We start from the raw sequence: 14,719 nt of genomic DNA, 5'->3' as shown, positions 1-14,719 counted from the left end.
AGGAAGTGCACGACCTGACCACTCTCCCCCCGCGGCGCACGCACTTCATCGATATCCTCAGTGCCGGGATGCGGCTGGCCCGCAGGACCGGCCTAGCCGAAGAACCCCAGCTCGAACGGCGCGCACTCATGGAGCGGGCGCGCGAGTACACCGGTCTCGACGATTTCGGCGATCCCTGGTTCGAGCAGCCATTCAGGAAGCTCCTGGAGGCGATTCACGCGGAGGCGCGCCTCAACGCGGCGGGCCGATGGGCGGCCGGCAAGCAGTTCGAGAAAGTCCTGCACGACAGGCTGTGGGCGCAGCAGTGGTTCGACCGCCATCCGGAGATCCTCGCGCGCCCGCTGCCGCACCCGGTGATCGTCGTCGGCCCGATGCGTTCGGGCACGACGCGCATGCACCGCCTGCTCGCCAGCGATCACCGCTTCACGCACTTGCGCAGCTTCGAGACGATCAGCCCTGTGCCGCGCCCGGACTTCCGGCACGGGGGACCCGACTCGCGGATCGTGCTCGCCGGCCGGATCATGCGTGTGGCCAGGCTTGCCAACCCGCGCACGCTGACGATCCACCCGACCGGGCCGATGGAGCCGGAGGAGGAGCTTGGCCTGCTCGTGAACAGCTTCTGGAGCACGAAGCACGACGCGCAGTGGTGGGTGCCGAGCTACGGCCGCTGGTCGGAGCGGCAAGACCCGCTGCCCGCCTACCTGCAGATGGCGCGCCTGCTGCAGCTGACGGGATGGGCGCAGCAGGCATCGAGCCTGCGGCCGTGGATCCTCAAGACCCCTCAGCACATGCTCGACCTGCCGGCGCTGCTGAAGGTCTTCCCCGATGCGCGGCTGATCTTCACCCACCGCGATCCGCTGTCGGTGGTCGGCAGCGCCGCCTCGCTGGCCTGGAACCAGACGATCATCTATTCCGATCATGCCGACGCCCGAAAGATCGGCGAGGAATGGCTGCGCAAGACGCGCCTGCAGATCGACCGCATGCGGAAGGCGCGCGACGACATTCCGCGCAGCCGCTTCATCGACGTGCACTACGAGGAGATGGATAACGACTGGCGGGCGGCCATGCGCCGTGTCTACGACTTCATCGGCTTCGACATCGCCCCGGCGCTGCCGGCGATGGAGCGCTACCAGCTGCGCACCCGCAACCTGAAGCGCCACCCGCACCGCTACAGCCTGGAGGAATTCGGCCTGACGCCCGGCCGCGTGCTCGAGGAACTCGGCGATTACGTGAAGACTTACGGCATCACCTCGGACGCCAAGGCCGCCGCATCACGCAGCTGAGGTGATGGTGGGCGCGGCAGGGATTGAACCTGCGACCCCACCCGTGTGAAGGGTGTGCTCTACCACTGAGCTACGCGCCCGTCCTGCCTGGACAGGCGCGCGCCTTTGCCACGGTGCGGGGGCGATGACAAGCGCTCAGTCGAGCAGCAGGCGAGCGACCATGCCAGCGAGCCCGGGCGCTTCGGAAGCCCATGGCCGGGCCGGGCGGGCGGTGGTCCGGCCGGCGGGACATTCCAGGCACAAGGCCTGCATTCCGCGCATGCCCATCAGACGGTCCAGATCGGCGAGCAGGCGGTCGCCGAGCTCCGCCTGCCGGCCCGCGAAGTAGCCGAACATGTCGCGCGCCTGCGGAGCCTCGCCCTCGTCGCCGGTGATGAGGGTCAGGAGGAACGAATCGAACGAGTCGGCAGGCTCGCCGAGGTACTGCGGATACCAACCGCCCTCCTTCAGCTTGGCCTGGCCGGCCGCCCAGGCGAGCGCGGCGTCGAGATCGCCGAACTGGTCGACCAGCCCGAGCTGCCGGGCGCTGCCGCCGTCCCACACCCGTCCCTGGCCGAGTTCGTCCGCGCGCGCGGTGGTCATGCCGCGGGAGCGGGCGACGAGGTCGAGGAAGCGCAAGTAGCCGCTTTCGACCGAACGCTGGAGCAGCGCGTCGGTCTCCGGCGTGAAGCCGCCGAACAGGTCCGGCTGGCCCGAGAGCGGCGTGGTGCGCACCCCGTCGCTGGTCACGCCGTACTGCGCCAGGGTGTTCTCGAACGTGGGAACCACGCCCCAGATGCCGATGGAGCCGGTGATCGTCTCCGGCTCTGCAAAGATCCGGTCCCCTGTGGTGGCGATCCAGTATCCGCCGCTAGCGGCGACGTTGCCCATCGAGACCGCCACCGGGATGCCGCGCGCCTTGTGCCGCAGGATCGCCCGGCGAATGGCTTCGGAGCCGGTGACCGTGCCGCCGGGGGAATTGACCCGCACGACGAGCGCGGCAAAGTCCTCGTCTAGCGCCTCGTCCAGCAGTTCCACGATGCGCTCGGCGCCCGCCTCGCCGGGGCCGGCCCGTCCGTCGCTGATCTCGCCGGCGATGGTGATGACGCCGACCGGATTGCCCGAACCCGTCTGCGCGCTCATGTCGGCCGGATCGATCTCCGCCAGCCAGGTGTCGAAGTCGGTCGCGGCGAAGGCGCCGGGCTTGTCGTCCCACTGGTCCTCACCGGCGATGGTGGCGACATGCTCGCCCCAGGCCACCCGGTCGCCGATCTTGTCGACCAGCCCCGCCTGCACGGCCGCCTTGGCGAGATCGCCGCTGCTCTGTTCCAGCCAGGCTTCGATCTGCTGCGTCGCCAGCGCGATATTCGCCTGGGGCCGGGCCTGCTTCACGTTGGCCTGCCATTCTTGCCATAGCGAGCCGTAGAGCGCCTCGGCGTTCTCCCGGGCCTCCGGGGACATCCCTGATAGGATATAGGGCTCCACGGCGCTCTTATAGGTGCCCACGCGGTAGACGTGCGTGTTGACCCGCAGCTTCTCCAGCAGGTCTGCGTAGTAGATGCTGTGCCCGCCCGGCCCGGCAATGGCGGCGCCGCCCAGCGGATCGATCCAGATTTCCGTCGAATGCGCGGCCAGCAGCAGGGAATCGTCGGTATAGGCGACGGCGTAAGTCAGCACGGGCTTCTTGGTGCGGCGGAAGCGGTCGAGCGCATCGCCGATCTCTTCCATGTGGACCAGGCCGCCGCCCAGGAACGTGGAGAGGTCGAGCGCCAGCGCCTTGATCCGCTTGTCCTTCGCGGCTTCGTCGATCGCGTGAACGATGTCGCGCGCCGCATATTCGCGGGTGGGAACGGCGCTGCTCAGCAGGGTCTGGAAGGGGTCGATGGCGGAGCGTTCCTCCACGATCGTGCCGTCGAGCTGCAGCAGCAGTGCGCCCTCGCGCACCGCGGCCGGGCTGGGCCGGGCATTGAGCACGGCGAACAGGGCGCCGAAGAACAGCAGCAGGAACACGAGGGCGAGCGCATCCTTGATCCCGACCAGCAGCCGCCAGACTTTGCCTGCAAAACTCATGCGTGCTTTCCCGATAGCCATCGAAGCCCCTGTTCTTCGATCCCTTAAGGGGGCGCGCCGTGCGGTGCCAGCCGAAAGCGCTTGAGCCCCCGGGTTCACTTCACTAAGCGCTGGCCTTTAATGACATCGCCAGCAGACACCTCCCACGCGGGCCGCTACCCGGCCGGCGGAAGGGCATTCCCGCATCGGCACCTCCTGTCGATCGGCCAGCTCGAAACCCACGAGATCCTCTACCTGCTGGACGAAGCGGAGCAGTGGGTCGCGCTCAACCGCCAGTCGTCCAAGCATTCGGATGCGCTGTCCGGCCTGACGATCATCAATGCCTTCTTCGAGAATTCGACCCGCACGCTGCTGAGCTTCGAGATCGCGGGCAAGCGCCTCGGCGCCGACGTGGTGAACATGCACGCGGCCCAGTCGAGCGTGAAGAAGGGTGAGACGCTGATCGACACGGCGGTGACGCTGAACTCGATGCGCGCCGACGCGATCGTCATCCGCCATCAGTCGAGCGGAGCGGTGGCGCTGATCGCCGGTAAGGTAGACTGTCCGGTCCTCAATGCCGGGGACGGGCAGCACGAGCACCCGACGCAGGCGCTGCTCGACGCGCTGGCGCTGCGCAACAAGCTGCGGGAGCAAGGGCGCGAGAGTCTCAATGGCCTGAAGGTGACGATCTGCGGGGATGTGCTGCACAGCCGCGTGGCGCGGTCCAACATCCTCTGCCTCCAGGCGCTCGGCGCGGTGGTGCGCGTCTGTGCGCCGCCTGCGCTGATGCCGGCCGGGATCGAGGCGATGGGGGCGGAGCCGTTCCACGATTTCGAAGCGGCGCTTGCCGGGACCGACGTGGTCATGATGCTGCGGCTGCAGAGCGAGCGGATGGAAGGGCAGTTCATTCCCTCGCCGCGCGAATACCGCCATCTCTACGGACTGACGCTGCCCCGCCTCAGGCGCTGCGCGCCGGATGCGATCGTCATGCATCCCGGGCCGATGAATCGTGGGGTCGAGATCGACAGCGACGTGGCCGAACTCGCCGGGCAGTCGATCATCACCGACCAGGTGGAGATGGGCGTGGCCATCCGCATGGCATGCCTCGACGTGCTGACCCGCCGCGCGCGCGGCTTGGAGGGCTGGGCATGAAGCAGCAGCGCCCCCTCGTCATCACCGGCGGACGTCTGGTTCTGCCCTCTGGCGTGACCCCCGGCGCGATCCGCTGCGTCGAAGGCAGGATCGCTTCGCTCGGCGACTTGAACCCGCAGAACGGCGATGAGATCGTCGACGCGCGCGGCGCGCTGGTCGCGCCCGGTCTCATCGACCTCGGCGTCTTCGCGGTCGACAAGCCAGCCTTCCATTTCGGCGGGATTACGCGCGCCGGGCTGATGCCGGATCGGGCTCCGCCGCTGGACCGCCCCTCGGCGGTGCGTTTCGCGGCCCAGAGCGGCAAGCCCGACTTGTGGGTCCACCCGCTCGCCGCCGCCACGGTCGGGCTCGCCGGCACCCAATTGGCGGAGCTGGCGCTGATGCGCGAAGCCGGGGCCAAGGCAGTCGCGACAGGGCGGCAATGGATCGCCGACAGCGGCACGATGCTGCGCCTGCTGCAATATGCCGCGATGCTCGACCTGGTGGTCGTCAGCCATGCCGAAGACGGCGGACTGACCGGCAGCGCGGTCGCCACCGCAGGCGAGATGGCGAGCCGCCTCGGCCTGCCGAGCGCTCCCGCCGAAGCCGAAGCGCTGGCGGTGGCGCGGGACATCGCACTGGCCGAAATGGCCGGCGCGCGGCTGCATTTCCGCCAGGTGACCACGCGCGGGGCGCTGGCCCTGGTGCGCGCCGCGAAGGCTCGCGGCGTGCCGGTGACGGCCGGCGTCACGCCCGCGCATTTCATGCTTTCCGATTTGGCGCTGCAGGATTTCCGCACGTTCGCCCGCCTCTCCCCCCCGCTGCGCAGCGAGGACGACCGGCAAGCGGTGATCGCGGCGATCGGCGACGGCACGATCGACGTCATCTCCAGCGGCCACGATCCGCGCGGGCCGGAGGACAAGCGCCTGCCCTTCGTGGATGCCGCACCCGGAATGGCCGGGGCCGAAACGCTGCTGGCCATGACGCTGACGCTGGTGCGCGACGGGGTGATCGCCATCGAGCGCGCCTTCGAACTCGTCGCCGCCGCACCCGCAAGGCTGCTGGGCGTCGATGCCGGGGAACTGCGCGCGGGCGCCGAGGCGGACCTGGCGCTGGTCGACGCGGAGAAGCCGTGGGTGGTGGATTCCGCCAAGATGGCAGCCAGCGCGGGCAACACGCCCTTCAATCGCCAGCCGGTCGAGGGCCGCGTCACCGCGCTTTGGAAGGGCGGAGTGCCTGTCGGTCGCTGAAGCCTCGCGCGATCGGTTGCACTGGCAAGCCGGTGCTGTGCTTGCCTGGGCGCAGCCGATGGTCCAGCCTGCATTACGATGACCAGAGCGGCTTCCGATCTTGCGGAACTTGGCTGGCGGCCCTTCTTCAGCGAGCAGGTTCCGCCCGAGGACGCGGGCCTGTGCCCGGTGCGAGTCATGGCGGCTCACCGCGGCAAGATCGCCATCGCCGGCGCCGGTCTGGACTGCCTGATCTCCCCGTACATGAAGGATGCTGAAACCACCGACGATCGTCCCGCCGTGGGCGACTGGCTGCTGGTCGATCGCACGACCATGGAAATCGTTCGCATCCTGCGCCGCGCAACCGTGTTCAAGCGGCCGGCGCCGGGCAGCGACCGGAAGGTCCAGCTGATCGCAGCGAACGTCGACACGGTGTTCATTGTCGCGTCGTGCAACCAGGACTTCAGCGTCGCGCGGCTGGAACGCTATCTGGTTCTGGCGCGGGAGGCGGCGGTGACGCCTGTCGTCGTCCTGACCAAGGCCGACCTGGCCAACGATCCCGAAGGTTTCGCGGCGGCCGCCCGCGACTTGCAGCCCGGGCTGACGGTTGAAACCCTGAATGCCAGGGACCCAGCGAGCGCCCGGCGCCTCGCCCGCTGGTGCGGCAAGGGCGAGACGGTGGCGCTTCTGGGATCGTCGGGCGTCGGGAAGTCTACGTTGATCAACAGCTTGCGCGGCAGCCAGAGCATACTCACCCAGCCGGTGCGGGAGGCCGACGCGAAGGGCCGCCACACCACCACGGTTCGGGAGATGCACAGGCTCGCCGATGGCGGTTGGCTGATGGACACCCCAGGTATGCGTGAGCTGCAGCTGTCCGAAGCCGCGGCCGGGGTGGCCGAAGTGTTCGACGATATCGTCGTCACTGCCCGCCAGTGCCGCTTTTCCGACTGCACCCACGCGGTCGAGCCGGGCTGCGCCGTGCAGGCCGATTTGGCGAGCGGCAAGCTGGACCGGGCCCGCTACGACCGCTGGCGCAAGCTGAGCGAGGAGAACGCGGCGAACGATCCGGCGCGCGCGAAGTGGCAGCGCGGACCGAAGAAGCCCGCTTCTCGCTGATTCAGACCGTCTTGGGTGCGGGCGGATCGAACGGCCGGCCGCCCTGGGGCGCCTCGTGCCGGACCATCTCGTGCAGCAGATCGTCGCCGCCGTAGTCGGGGATGTTCATCCCGTCCTTGGTTGCGAGATGATCCACTACCGCGGGGTGCAAGGACTGGGTGAACTCCAGCCCGGCCCAGAGATTCCTGGCCCACACCACCCGGCCGACCAGCAGCTCCACGCCTTCCGTCTTCAGCGAGTAAATCGCGCCTTCACGCAGGCACGTGTTCTCGGTCAGCAACGCGCAGCCGTATTGCGAGATATTGAAAAGATGCGCTTTCATGCGGCTGCCGGTGCCGTTCCGCAGCAGCACCGAGGATTTCATCCGCAGGCGCTTGGCGCGCCGGTCGACATGTCCGGTTTTCATGCAGGCGAGTCCTCACCGCGCGCTTTGTTGCGCGCTTCCAGCCTCAATCTGCGTGAATGACTAAGAAAGCGTTCATCTTTCGACGAACGCTTCTGCTTTCAGGCTACGATTGCACCCTGGTCGAACGGAGAATCCGGTTCGCCGTGTCGGTCACGACTTCGTAGACCGCCCCGTCGCTGCCGCGGAGGCGGCGCACGGTCTGGCCCGCGGCGTTGACTGTTTCGCTGACGGTGGTGAGCCCGCTGCGAGCGATGTCGAGCACCGCGCCGGAGCGCAGGACATTGCTCGTCAGATCCCCGACAGTGTTGACCGCGTTGTTCGCCACGTTTCCGGTCACATTGACCGCATTGTCGAGAGTTCCGGTCAGTTGCGAGATGATCTGCGGGTTGTTGTCGAGCGTCTGCAGCGTGCGCTCGATGATCGCGCGAACGTTGTCGAGCCGCACGATCAGCGCCGCTTGGGCCTGAACGCCCTTGATGTCGAGCTTGACGCTGTCCAGCCGCACATCGGCGCCGGCGCTGAGCTTCAGGAGATCGGCGAGCTGTGCGTTGAGCGAGACGTGGGCTTCGAGGCCCTGCACGTCCAGCGTGATGGATTCCACCGACAGGTTCGGGATGTCGAGCACGACGTCGGGCTGCTGGTCGGCCGGGACCTGGCTGAGATAGGACACCGCCGGGCTGCTGGCCTGGCCTTGTTGCCGCTGCTGGGCCTGCGCCGGCGCGGCGAGCAGTGCGAGGGCGGCGAAAGTGGAAGTCGCAAGCAACGCATGGCGCATGATCGTTTAGTCCCCTGTTCTTGGTACGTCGGTCGATAATGTGAGTGGGTCGGCCAGGCGGCCTTTGACTTTCAGCGTCAGATCGAGATTGCGATAGCTCGATTGGCCTTTGGGCAGGTTGCGGTCCACCTGGACCTGCTTCGCTGCCTCCGGCTCGATGCGCACCTCGGCGCTGGCGCGGCCTTGTTGCCGGATCCTGACCTCGCGTGCCTTCACGCGGGCGGCGATCTCGATGTCGGGAAGTGCGGCCGGGGCCGGGCCTGCGGCCGCGGCCAGCAACAGCGATATCGCTCCGTTCATAGCGTCGGAAACCCGCTTCGCGTCAGCAGGTTCCGGGCATAGGAGCTTGGATAACGGGCCCTCAGGCCGAGGCTCAGCGCCGCGCGAGCCTTACGCCGGTATCGATGGCGCCGGGGAGCGGGCGGCTCTCGGCATAGGCGATGCAGCCCTGACCCTTGGTCTTCAGCTGTCCACAAAGGGCGGCCGAACTGGCCTGGCCGAACCCGGCGGCGGAGACCCGGAAGTAGCGCTTGCCGTCCAGGACGGCCTGGCTGATGACCATCTTGTGGCCGGCCAGTTGCGGATAGCGCTTGGTGTAGGTCGTCCAGGCGCGGCGGGCGCTCTGTTCACTGAGGAAGCTGCCGAGCTGAACGAGGTGAGTGCCTTCGGCCTGCGTGGTGCGGGCGGGGCGAGCGGCGGGCACGGCGGCGGCACGCTTGGGCGCGGCGACCGCGCGGGTCGGGGCCGGCTGGATGACCGGCTGCTGCACGAACTGCATCGCGTCGTGGGTCACCTGCGCAAGCTTGGCCACTGCGGGGGCGAGCGCCGCGAAGGCTTGCTGGAGCCCGTTCGGCTCGGCCTGAGCGGCGGCAGGAGCGGGCACTGCAGTCAGGGGAGCGGAGTCGCCCACCGGCAGCAGTTCGCCGTTGTCGGCGAGGACCGGAGGCGGCGGGATCTCTTCTGTCGGCGCCGCAGGAGCGGCGGCATGGCCGGCGAGCTCTTCGACACTCGGATGATTGGCCAGGGCCAGCTGCACAGGCTGGCCGCGATCGGCCACGCCGACGGGCGCGCCGAGCAGCGCCGCGACGCGGGCCTGCCAGGCCTGCGGCTGGACCATGTGGGCCCATTCTTCGATCCTGGCGCCGAGCTTGTCGGCCGGCACGTCCTGCGCCGCCATCAGCCGCGCTTCCTTCCAGCGCCCGGCGAGCGCGTAGGCATAGGCCAGGTTCTGCCGCATCTTCGGCGTGTTGTCGCCGCCGCGGATGGCGTGGGACATGATGTGGATGCCGCGCTCGGCTTCTCCGGCGAGGGCGTAAGCCAGGCCCAGATCGTCGGCCGCTATGTCCGCTTCCGCCTGGCCGAGAACGACAGTGGCCTGGTGGTAATCGGCGATGCCGATGAGCGCCAGGGCGAGGCTCAGCGCGGTCCGGGGCGAGCTGTCGCCGAGCTTCACGGCATCGTCGAACGTGGTCACTGCCGAAGCGAAGCGGCCCGCGTCGAGATAGGCGGAGCCGAGCATCGCGCGGTAGGCGGCGTTGCGCGGTTCGGCGAGAACCGCGGCTTCGGCGTGCTCGATCGCGCGGCCGTGCTTGCCCTGCGCCAGCGCGGCCTCGGCCTTTCCGGCGGAGAGATCGGCGCGCGGAGCCGGGCTGGTGGCGCAGCCGGCCAGCAGGGCGGCAGCCAGGGCCGTGGTCGCGGCCAGCTTGGCCGTGCGGGTGCTCTCGGCAGTGCGGTTCATCTCGGTTGACCTCTCGTGGTCGGCTTCAATCGCGCTGGAGCTGTGCCGCCAGCGACTGGATCTCGGGAATTTCGTCAAGGAAGCGGTCGAGCGCCTCGGTGACCAGCTGCTGCGCGCTGCAGTTGTGCATCGTGCTGGCCAGGCGCAGCTTCAAGTGGCGCTCTGCATCGAGGCGCAGGGTGAAGGCGGCGCGGCGGCCGGACTTGCCCGCAGCGCGGCGAGGCTGGGCCGCGCGCTCGGCGCGAACGAGATCGAGCGCGCGCACCGTCTCTGCCGTGGCCGGCGCGTTTCTCCGGGGTTCGGCTGCAGCGGGTGAGGCTTTCTCGGCCTCTTCGGCGGGCTCCGCCTCGGACAGCCGGGCGGCAAGCTCGTCGTGCATGCTGCGGACGAGCGGCCGGGGCGAAGCCCGGTCGGTCTGAGCGACCGCCGCGGGATTGTGCGGCGCCGGGGTCAGCTGGAGCACCTCTCCGGAATGCACGGGCGCGTAATCGTCCTCGCCCATGTCGTTCCAGCCGAGGTCCTCGAGGTTCTGCGCCGCGGCCTGCGAGCTCATCCCGGCGAAACCGGCGAGCTGCGGGCGCATGGCCGGCTTGGCGCTGCCCTTGCGGGCGAGCAGCGAGGAGCCCAGCGAAGCCATCGGCTTGGGTTCGTTCATCACGCCGTGGTCCTCCATCCTACTGGGCAATGCGGCGGCCGAAGCCGCCCTGCGGACGGTGAGCGCCCGGGATTTGCGAAACGGCGCCCGGAGCGGCGAACACGGTGCGGCGGAAGTTCCGTTCCAGGCGGTCGGCGACATAATGCCACAGCGCGGTGACTTCCTGCGCGCTGCGGCCCTGCGAATCGACTTCCATCACTGTGCGGCCGTCGATCATCGAAGCGGCGAAATCGGTGCGGTGATGCAGGGTGATCGGCGCGACGGTGCCGTGCTGCGACAGCGCGACCGCGGCTTCCGAAGTGATCTTCGCCTTCGGAGTCGCGGCGTTGACCACGAAGATCAGCGGCTTGCCGGCGCGCTCGCAAAGATCGACCGTGGCGCCGACCGCGCGCAAGTCGTGCGGGCTCGGGCGAGTCGGGACGACGATCAGCTCGGCCACGGTGATGACCGACTGGATCGCCATCGTGATCGCCGGCGGGGTATCGATAACGGCCAGCTTGAAGCCCTGCTGACGCAATGTGGCGAGATCGTTCGCCAGGCGGGCGACGGTCGTGTGTGCGAACGCCGGATACTCGGCCTCGCGCTCGTTCCACCAGTCGGCCAGCGACCCCTGCGGGTCGATGTCGATGAGCACCACCGGACCGGCACCGGCGCGCTGCGCCTGTACGGCGAGATGACCGGAGAGCGTCGTCTTGCCCGAACCGCCCTTTTGCGAAGCCAATGCCAAAACGCGCAAGGCCAAATCCCCCTGAGAATTGCGACTGGCGGGAAAATCTCCAGCCCCTTCGGCAAGCGGGATCGCAGATCACCACTAAATTTGAGTTAACGGGGGGCAGGGCCTGTGGGGTCTTCACGGCCCGGCCGCGATGTGTGCCGCTTCGGGCCGGCCGCGAGATGCGGTCTCGCCGGCATAAAGCTTTTGCTAACGCTGCGTTTACTATGGCAGGTTGAAATGCAACGGACGCGATCCGTGGGGTAGAGCGATGAAGCAGAGAACCGGGCGAGCGATGCTGACGGCGGCGGCGCTTGGAATGCTGCTCGCCAGCGGCGCGGCCCTGGCCGACGTGAAGGCCGGCGTCGACGCCTGGGGCAGGGGCGATTACGCCACGGCCGTGCGCGAATGGGAAGGCCCGGCGGCGGCCGGCGACGCCGATGCGATGTTCAACCTGGGCCAGGCCTACCGACTCGGGCGCGGCGTGACCGCCGATCCGGCGCGGGCGGAGGCGCTTTATGCCCGAGCGGCAGCGGCCGGACACCTGCAGGCGGCCGACACTTACGGGCTGATGCTGTTCCAGAGCGGCCGGCAACTGGCTGCGCTGCCCTACATCCAGAATGCCGCGGCACGCGGCGATCCGCGCGCGGCTTACCTGCTCGGGGTTGCTCACTTCAACGGCGACATCGTGCCGGAAGACTGGGTGCGCGCCTATGCCCTTCTGACGCTTGCCAACGCGCAAGGGCTGCCGCAGGCGGCGGCCGCCCTGGCGCAAATGGACCAGCACATCCCACTCGCGCAGCGACAGCAGGGGGCGGGCCTTGCCGTCGAGCTGCAGCGGCAGGCCGATGCGACGCGCGGCCGCCAGTTCGCTGCAGCCGATCTCGAGATGGGGCCGAGCGTCAGTGCAAGCTCGGGTGCAACTGCAACTGCCGGCGCGCCGATGGCCCAGCCGCCGCTGGTGGTCGCCTCTCCGCCCCGGCCTCCGCAGCCAGCGGCCAGCGCGGCCGTCTCTCCCTCCGTTGCCGCGGCCCGCGCCGCGGTCGCCGAAGCGAGCCGGGCCACCGGCACGGAAAGCCCTGCGGAAGCTGGCGCAAGCTATGCCCGCGCTCCGGCCGTGGCCCCACAGCAGCGGGCCGCCGCGTCCAAGCCGCAAGCCAAGCCGGCAGCCAAGTCCGGGGCGCCCGCACGGCCTGCCGTCGCCGCCTCCGACGGGCCCTGGCGCGTGCAGCTCGGTGCATTCTCGGTGCGCGGCAACGCGGACCGGCTGTGGGCCAAGCTCCGCGGGCGCGGCGAACTGGCCGGCAAGAGCAGGCTCCTGGTCGCCGCTGGCGGCATGACCAAGCTCCAGGTCGGCGGCTATGCCAGCCGCGAGAGCGCCGAATCCGCCTGCCGCTCGCTCAAGCGTGCTGGGCAGGAGTGCCTTGTCACCCGCTGACGATCACGGCTAACCGCGGTTCTCACGCGGGAGATCGCCACCATCGCCATGACCGAAGCGGGCCTCTCGCACACGCCGGCTGCCGGCGCGCCCGTTCAGCCGGTCCGGGCCGGGGAGCGGCTCGTCACGCTGGACTTCATCCGCGGCGTGGCGGTGCTGGGCATTCTCTTCGCCAACATCACCGCGTTCGGGCAGCCCTACATGGCCTACTTTTGGCCGCCGGCGCTAGTCGAACCGGCAACCGGCGGCGACAAGCTGGTCTGGCTCTTCCAGGCGATCTTCGTCGACAACAAGTTCCGCGGGCTGTTCTCGCTGCTGTTCGGCGCCGGGATCTATCTGTTCCTGCAGCGCGCCAGCGAGCGCGGACTGGGCCATTCGCTGCAGTTCCGGCGCCTGGTGGTCCTGCTGGCGTTCGGGCTGCTCCACTACTTCCTGATCTGGCGCGGCGATATCCTGACTGTCTACGCCGTTGCCGGCATGTTCGCGCTGCCGATGCTGGATTGGACGGCTCGCAAGCAGCTCTACGTCGGCGTCGCTTCGTATGTGTCCGGGCTCGTCGTAATGATCGCGTTGCTGGGCGCCGCCGGCGGTGCCGAATTGGGCTCGCCCAAGGCGGCGCAGGATGCGCTCGATCAGGCGCGAGCGGAATCCCTCCTCTACCGGGAGGGAAGCTACGCCGAGATCGTGCAGGCGGCGGTGAGCGAGCATTCCGGGCAACTGCCGCAGGAAGTGGTGCTGGTCGTATCCACCGAAACGCTCCCGCTGATGCTCATCGGCGCGGCGCTGTTCCGGATGGGCCTGTTCAGCGGCGGGATGGATCCCGCGCGATTGCGCCGCTGGGGCTGGATCGGCGTTACCGTGGGCGCGCTGGCTACGGTGCCGATCGCCTTGTGGCCGTACCGTGCGGATTTCCCCTTCGGCCTGACCCTGTTCGTGTTCAACGGCCTGGCGCGCGTGGGCCAGCTGCCGATGGTCCTGGGCCTCGCGGCGCTGCTTTCGCTGTGGGCGCCGAACGCTGTGCGGGGCTGGCTCGGCAGCTGCTTCGCCGCCGCCGGGCGGATGGCGTTCAGCAATTATCTCGGCACTTCGGTGCTGATGATGTTTGTCTTCCACGGCTGGGCCCTGGGGCTGTTCGGCCAGCTGGGGCGCGTGGAGCTACTGGGCGTCGTACTGGCGGCATGGGCGCTGATGCTGGCGTGGTCCCCGGCGTGGCTGGTGCGGTTCCGGTACGGCCCGCTCGAATGGCTGTGGCGTTGCCTCACGTACGGCAGGGTGTTTGCGCTCCTTCGGTGACACGAGGCTTGATATTGCAACCCATTCGCATTAGCTTGCTTACGAATCGTCGAGAGAGCTGTCGAATGTACGTCTGCATCTGCAATGCCATCAGGGAAACGGACCTGCGCTGCGCGGCGCGCCGCTGCCCCGGCGATGCCGATGCGGTCTACGCGTTCCTGGGCAAGCGCCCGCAGTGCGCGCAGTGCCTGGACGACGCGGCGGAGATCTTGATCGAGGAGCGCGAGGGCTGCTGCCACCAGGCCATAGCCGCCTGAACCGAGCGTCCTGACACGCATTCGCAAAAGCGCGGAATTCCGCCGTTTTTCGCTCTCTGCGAGGGCGTTCGCGCTTGCCAAATCCCCGGCCCGAGGCGCATGCTGATCCCCGGCTCACGAAAGGGAAGCGGCATGAAAGGCGACGACACTGTCATCGACTATCTCAACAAGGCGCTCACCAACGAGCTGACCGCGATCAACCAGTATTGGCTGCACTACCGCGTGCTGGACAACTGGGGGATCCACAAGCTCGCGGAGTACGAACGCCACGAGTCGATCGACGAGATGAAGCATGCGGACACCCTGGCGGACCGTATCCTGTTCCTCGAAGGGCTGCCCAACTTCCAGGCGCTGCACAAGCTCAAGGTCGGTGAAACGGTCGAGGAGATCCTCCGGGCCGATCTGGCGCTGGAGATGGAAGCCATCCCGCTGCTGAAGGACGCGATCCAGCACTGCGAGACGGTGCGCGATTACACCAGCCGCGAAGTGTTCGAGCGGATCCTCGAGAACGAGGAGGAGCATGTCGACTTTCTCGAGAAGCAGTTCGACATGATCGAGCGGATGGGGCTGCAGAACTACGTTCAGCTGCAAAGCAAGCCCGCGGGTGACGGCGACAGCTAAGGCTTCGACCGGCACCGTATTAATGCGGAGCGGTTGA

General features: G+C 68.5%; 15 protein-coding genes and 1 tRNA gene. 8 read left to right on the top strand and 8 right to left on the bottom strand.

The genetic code is table 11. The annotated features are described in order from the left end of the window. Window positions 1-5: 5 nt before the first annotated feature. On the top strand, window positions 6-1,283 hold the full coding sequence (locus GRI75_RS09095) for a sulfotransferase family protein (RefSeq protein ID WP_328597955.1): 1,278 nt from the start codon (window positions 6-8) through the stop codon (window positions 1,281-1,283). Between the two features lie 5 nt (window positions 1,284-1,288). Here the strand turns inward: GRI75_RS09095 and GRI75_RS09090 are convergent. Together GRI75_RS09090 and sppA are read right to left on the bottom strand one after the other, a co-directional pair. After that, window positions 1,289-1,363: transfer RNA gene (locus GRI75_RS09090), tRNA-Val, on the bottom strand. Window positions 1,364-1,418: 55 nt separating this feature from the next. Continuing rightward, window positions 1,419-3,332: a signal peptide peptidase SppA gene (sppA, locus tag GRI75_RS09085; protein WP_160746641.1), complete on the bottom strand. Its 1,914-nt coding sequence runs from the start codon at window positions 3,330-3,332 to the stop codon at window positions 1,419-1,421. Window positions 3,333-3,452: 120 nt separating this feature from the next. Between sppA and GRI75_RS09080 the strand changes: the two genes are divergently transcribed. From GRI75_RS09080 to rsgA, 3 genes are all read left to right on the top strand, one after another. Then, complete coding sequence (locus GRI75_RS09080; RefSeq protein ID WP_160746640.1) at window positions 3,453-4,463, top strand: aspartate carbamoyltransferase catalytic subunit; 1,011 nt, start codon at window positions 3,453-3,455, stop codon at window positions 4,461-4,463. Beyond that, window positions 4,460-5,692 carry a dihydroorotase gene (locus GRI75_RS09075; RefSeq protein ID WP_160746639.1) on the top strand — a complete coding sequence of 411 codons (1,233 nt, stop codon included), beginning with the start codon at window positions 4,460-4,462 and terminating at the stop codon, window positions 5,690-5,692. Before GRI75_RS09080 ends, GRI75_RS09075 begins: the two co-directional genes overlap by 4 nt. 78 nt (window positions 5,693-5,770) lie before the next feature. Further along, window positions 5,771-6,787, top strand: coding sequence for a ribosome small subunit-dependent GTPase A (gene rsgA, locus GRI75_RS09070; RefSeq protein WP_202389666.1), 1,017 nt, complete (start codon window positions 5,771-5,773; stop codon window positions 6,785-6,787). Between the two features lies 1 nt (window position 6,788). Here rsgA and GRI75_RS09065 read toward each other — a convergent pair whose 3' ends face one another. The 6 genes from GRI75_RS09065 to GRI75_RS09040 form a co-directional block, all read right to left on the bottom strand. After that, window positions 6,789-7,193, bottom strand: coding sequence for a PilZ domain-containing protein (locus tag GRI75_RS09065; RefSeq protein ID WP_160746638.1), 405 nt, complete (start codon window positions 7,191-7,193; stop codon window positions 6,789-6,791). 103 nt (window positions 7,194-7,296) lie between these two features. After that, window positions 7,297-7,968, bottom strand: coding sequence for a hypothetical protein (locus tag GRI75_RS09060; protein WP_160746637.1), 672 nt, complete (start codon window positions 7,966-7,968; stop codon window positions 7,297-7,299). A gap of 6 nt (window positions 7,969-7,974) precedes the next feature. After that, complete coding sequence (locus GRI75_RS09055; protein ID WP_160746636.1) at window positions 7,975-8,268, bottom strand: hypothetical protein; 294 nt, start codon at window positions 8,266-8,268, stop codon at window positions 7,975-7,977. 73 nt (window positions 8,269-8,341) lie between these two features. Then, window positions 8,342-9,706, bottom strand: a complete 1,365-nt coding sequence (locus tag GRI75_RS09050; RefSeq protein ID WP_160746635.1) for a tetratricopeptide repeat protein — start codon at window positions 9,704-9,706, stop codon at window positions 8,342-8,344. A gap of 25 nt (window positions 9,707-9,731) precedes the next feature. Further along, on the bottom strand, window positions 9,732-10,361 hold the full coding sequence (locus GRI75_RS09045) for a hypothetical protein (RefSeq protein WP_160746634.1): 630 nt from the start codon (window positions 10,359-10,361) through the stop codon (window positions 9,732-9,734). Window positions 10,362-10,380: 19 nt separating this feature from the next. After that, window positions 10,381-11,097, bottom strand: a complete 717-nt coding sequence (locus GRI75_RS09040; RefSeq protein WP_160746633.1) for a ParA family protein — start codon at window positions 11,095-11,097, stop codon at window positions 10,381-10,383. Between the two features lie 247 nt (window positions 11,098-11,344). Here GRI75_RS09040 and GRI75_RS09035 point away from each other — a divergent pair, with 247 nt between their 5' ends. The 4 genes from GRI75_RS09035 (at window position 11,345) to bfr (ending at window position 14,682) form a co-directional block, all read left to right on the top strand. Next, window positions 11,345-12,511, top strand: a complete 1,167-nt coding sequence (locus tag GRI75_RS09035; RefSeq protein WP_235911426.1) for an SPOR domain-containing protein — start codon at window positions 11,345-11,347, stop codon at window positions 12,509-12,511. 48 nt (window positions 12,512-12,559) lie between these two features. Then, on the top strand, window positions 12,560-13,804 hold the full coding sequence (locus tag GRI75_RS09030; RefSeq protein ID WP_160746632.1) for a DUF418 domain-containing protein: 1,245 nt from the start codon (window positions 12,560-12,562) through the stop codon (window positions 13,802-13,804). Between the two features lie 65 nt (window positions 13,805-13,869). Beyond that, window positions 13,870-14,061: a (2Fe-2S)-binding protein gene (locus GRI75_RS09025; protein WP_160746631.1), complete on the top strand. Its 192-nt coding sequence runs from the start codon at window positions 13,870-13,872 to the stop codon at window positions 14,059-14,061. Between the two features lie 132 nt (window positions 14,062-14,193). Continuing rightward, on the top strand, window positions 14,194-14,682 hold the full coding sequence (gene bfr / locus GRI75_RS09020) for a bacterioferritin (RefSeq protein WP_160746630.1): 489 nt from the start codon (window positions 14,194-14,196) through the stop codon (window positions 14,680-14,682). Window positions 14,683-14,719 lie beyond the last annotated feature (37 nt).

Source organism: Croceibacterium soli (genome assembly GCF_009828065.1).
Lineage (GTDB): Bacteria > Pseudomonadota > Alphaproteobacteria > Sphingomonadales > Sphingomonadaceae > Croceibacterium_B > Croceibacterium_B soli.
Note: the sequence above shows the minus strand (reverse complement) of the source record. Positions and strands in the feature narration are given on the sequence as shown.

Bases quoted from the DNA above. Each gene is read 5' to 3' on its own strand.
- rsgA (WP_202389666.1), top strand. From the start codon at position 5,771: ATGACCAGAGCGGCTTCCGATCTTGCGGAACTTGGCTGGCGGCCCTTC.
- GRI75_RS09055 (WP_160746636.1), bottom strand. From the start codon at position 8,268: ATGAACGGAGCGATATCGCTGTTGCTGGCCGCGGCCGCAGGCCCGGCC.
- GRI75_RS09065 (WP_160746638.1), bottom strand. From the start codon at position 7,193: ATGAAAACCGGACATGTCGACCGGCGCGCCAAGCGCCTGCGGATGAAA.
- GRI75_RS09075 (WP_160746639.1), top strand. From the start codon at position 4,460: ATGAAGCAGCAGCGCCCCCTCGTCATCACCGGCGGACGTCTGGTTCTG.
- bfr (WP_160746630.1), top strand. From the start codon at position 14,194: ATGAAAGGCGACGACACTGTCATCGACTATCTCAACAAGGCGCTCACC.
- GRI75_RS09025 (WP_160746631.1), top strand. From the start codon at position 13,870: ATGTACGTCTGCATCTGCAATGCCATCAGGGAAACGGACCTGCGCTGC.
- GRI75_RS09045 (WP_160746634.1), bottom strand. From the start codon at position 10,361: ATGAACGAACCCAAGCCGATGGCTTCGCTGGGCTCCTCGCTGCTCGCC.
- GRI75_RS09060 (WP_160746637.1), bottom strand. From the start codon at position 7,968: ATGCGCCATGCGTTGCTTGCGACTTCCACTTTCGCCGCCCTCGCACTG.
- GRI75_RS09050 (WP_160746635.1), bottom strand. From the start codon at position 9,706: ATGAACCGCACTGCCGAGAGCACCCGCACGGCCAAGCTGGCCGCGACC.
- GRI75_RS09080 (WP_160746640.1), top strand. From the start codon at position 3,453: ATGACATCGCCAGCAGACACCTCCCACGCGGGCCGCTACCCGGCCGGC.
- sppA (WP_160746641.1), bottom strand. From the start codon at position 3,332: ATGAGTTTTGCAGGCAAAGTCTGGCGGCTGCTGGTCGGGATCAAGGAT.
- GRI75_RS09035 (WP_235911426.1), top strand. From the start codon at position 11,345: ATGAAGCAGAGAACCGGGCGAGCGATGCTGACGGCGGCGGCGCTTGGA.
- GRI75_RS09030 (WP_160746632.1), top strand. From the start codon at position 12,560: ATGACCGAAGCGGGCCTCTCGCACACGCCGGCTGCCGGCGCGCCCGTT.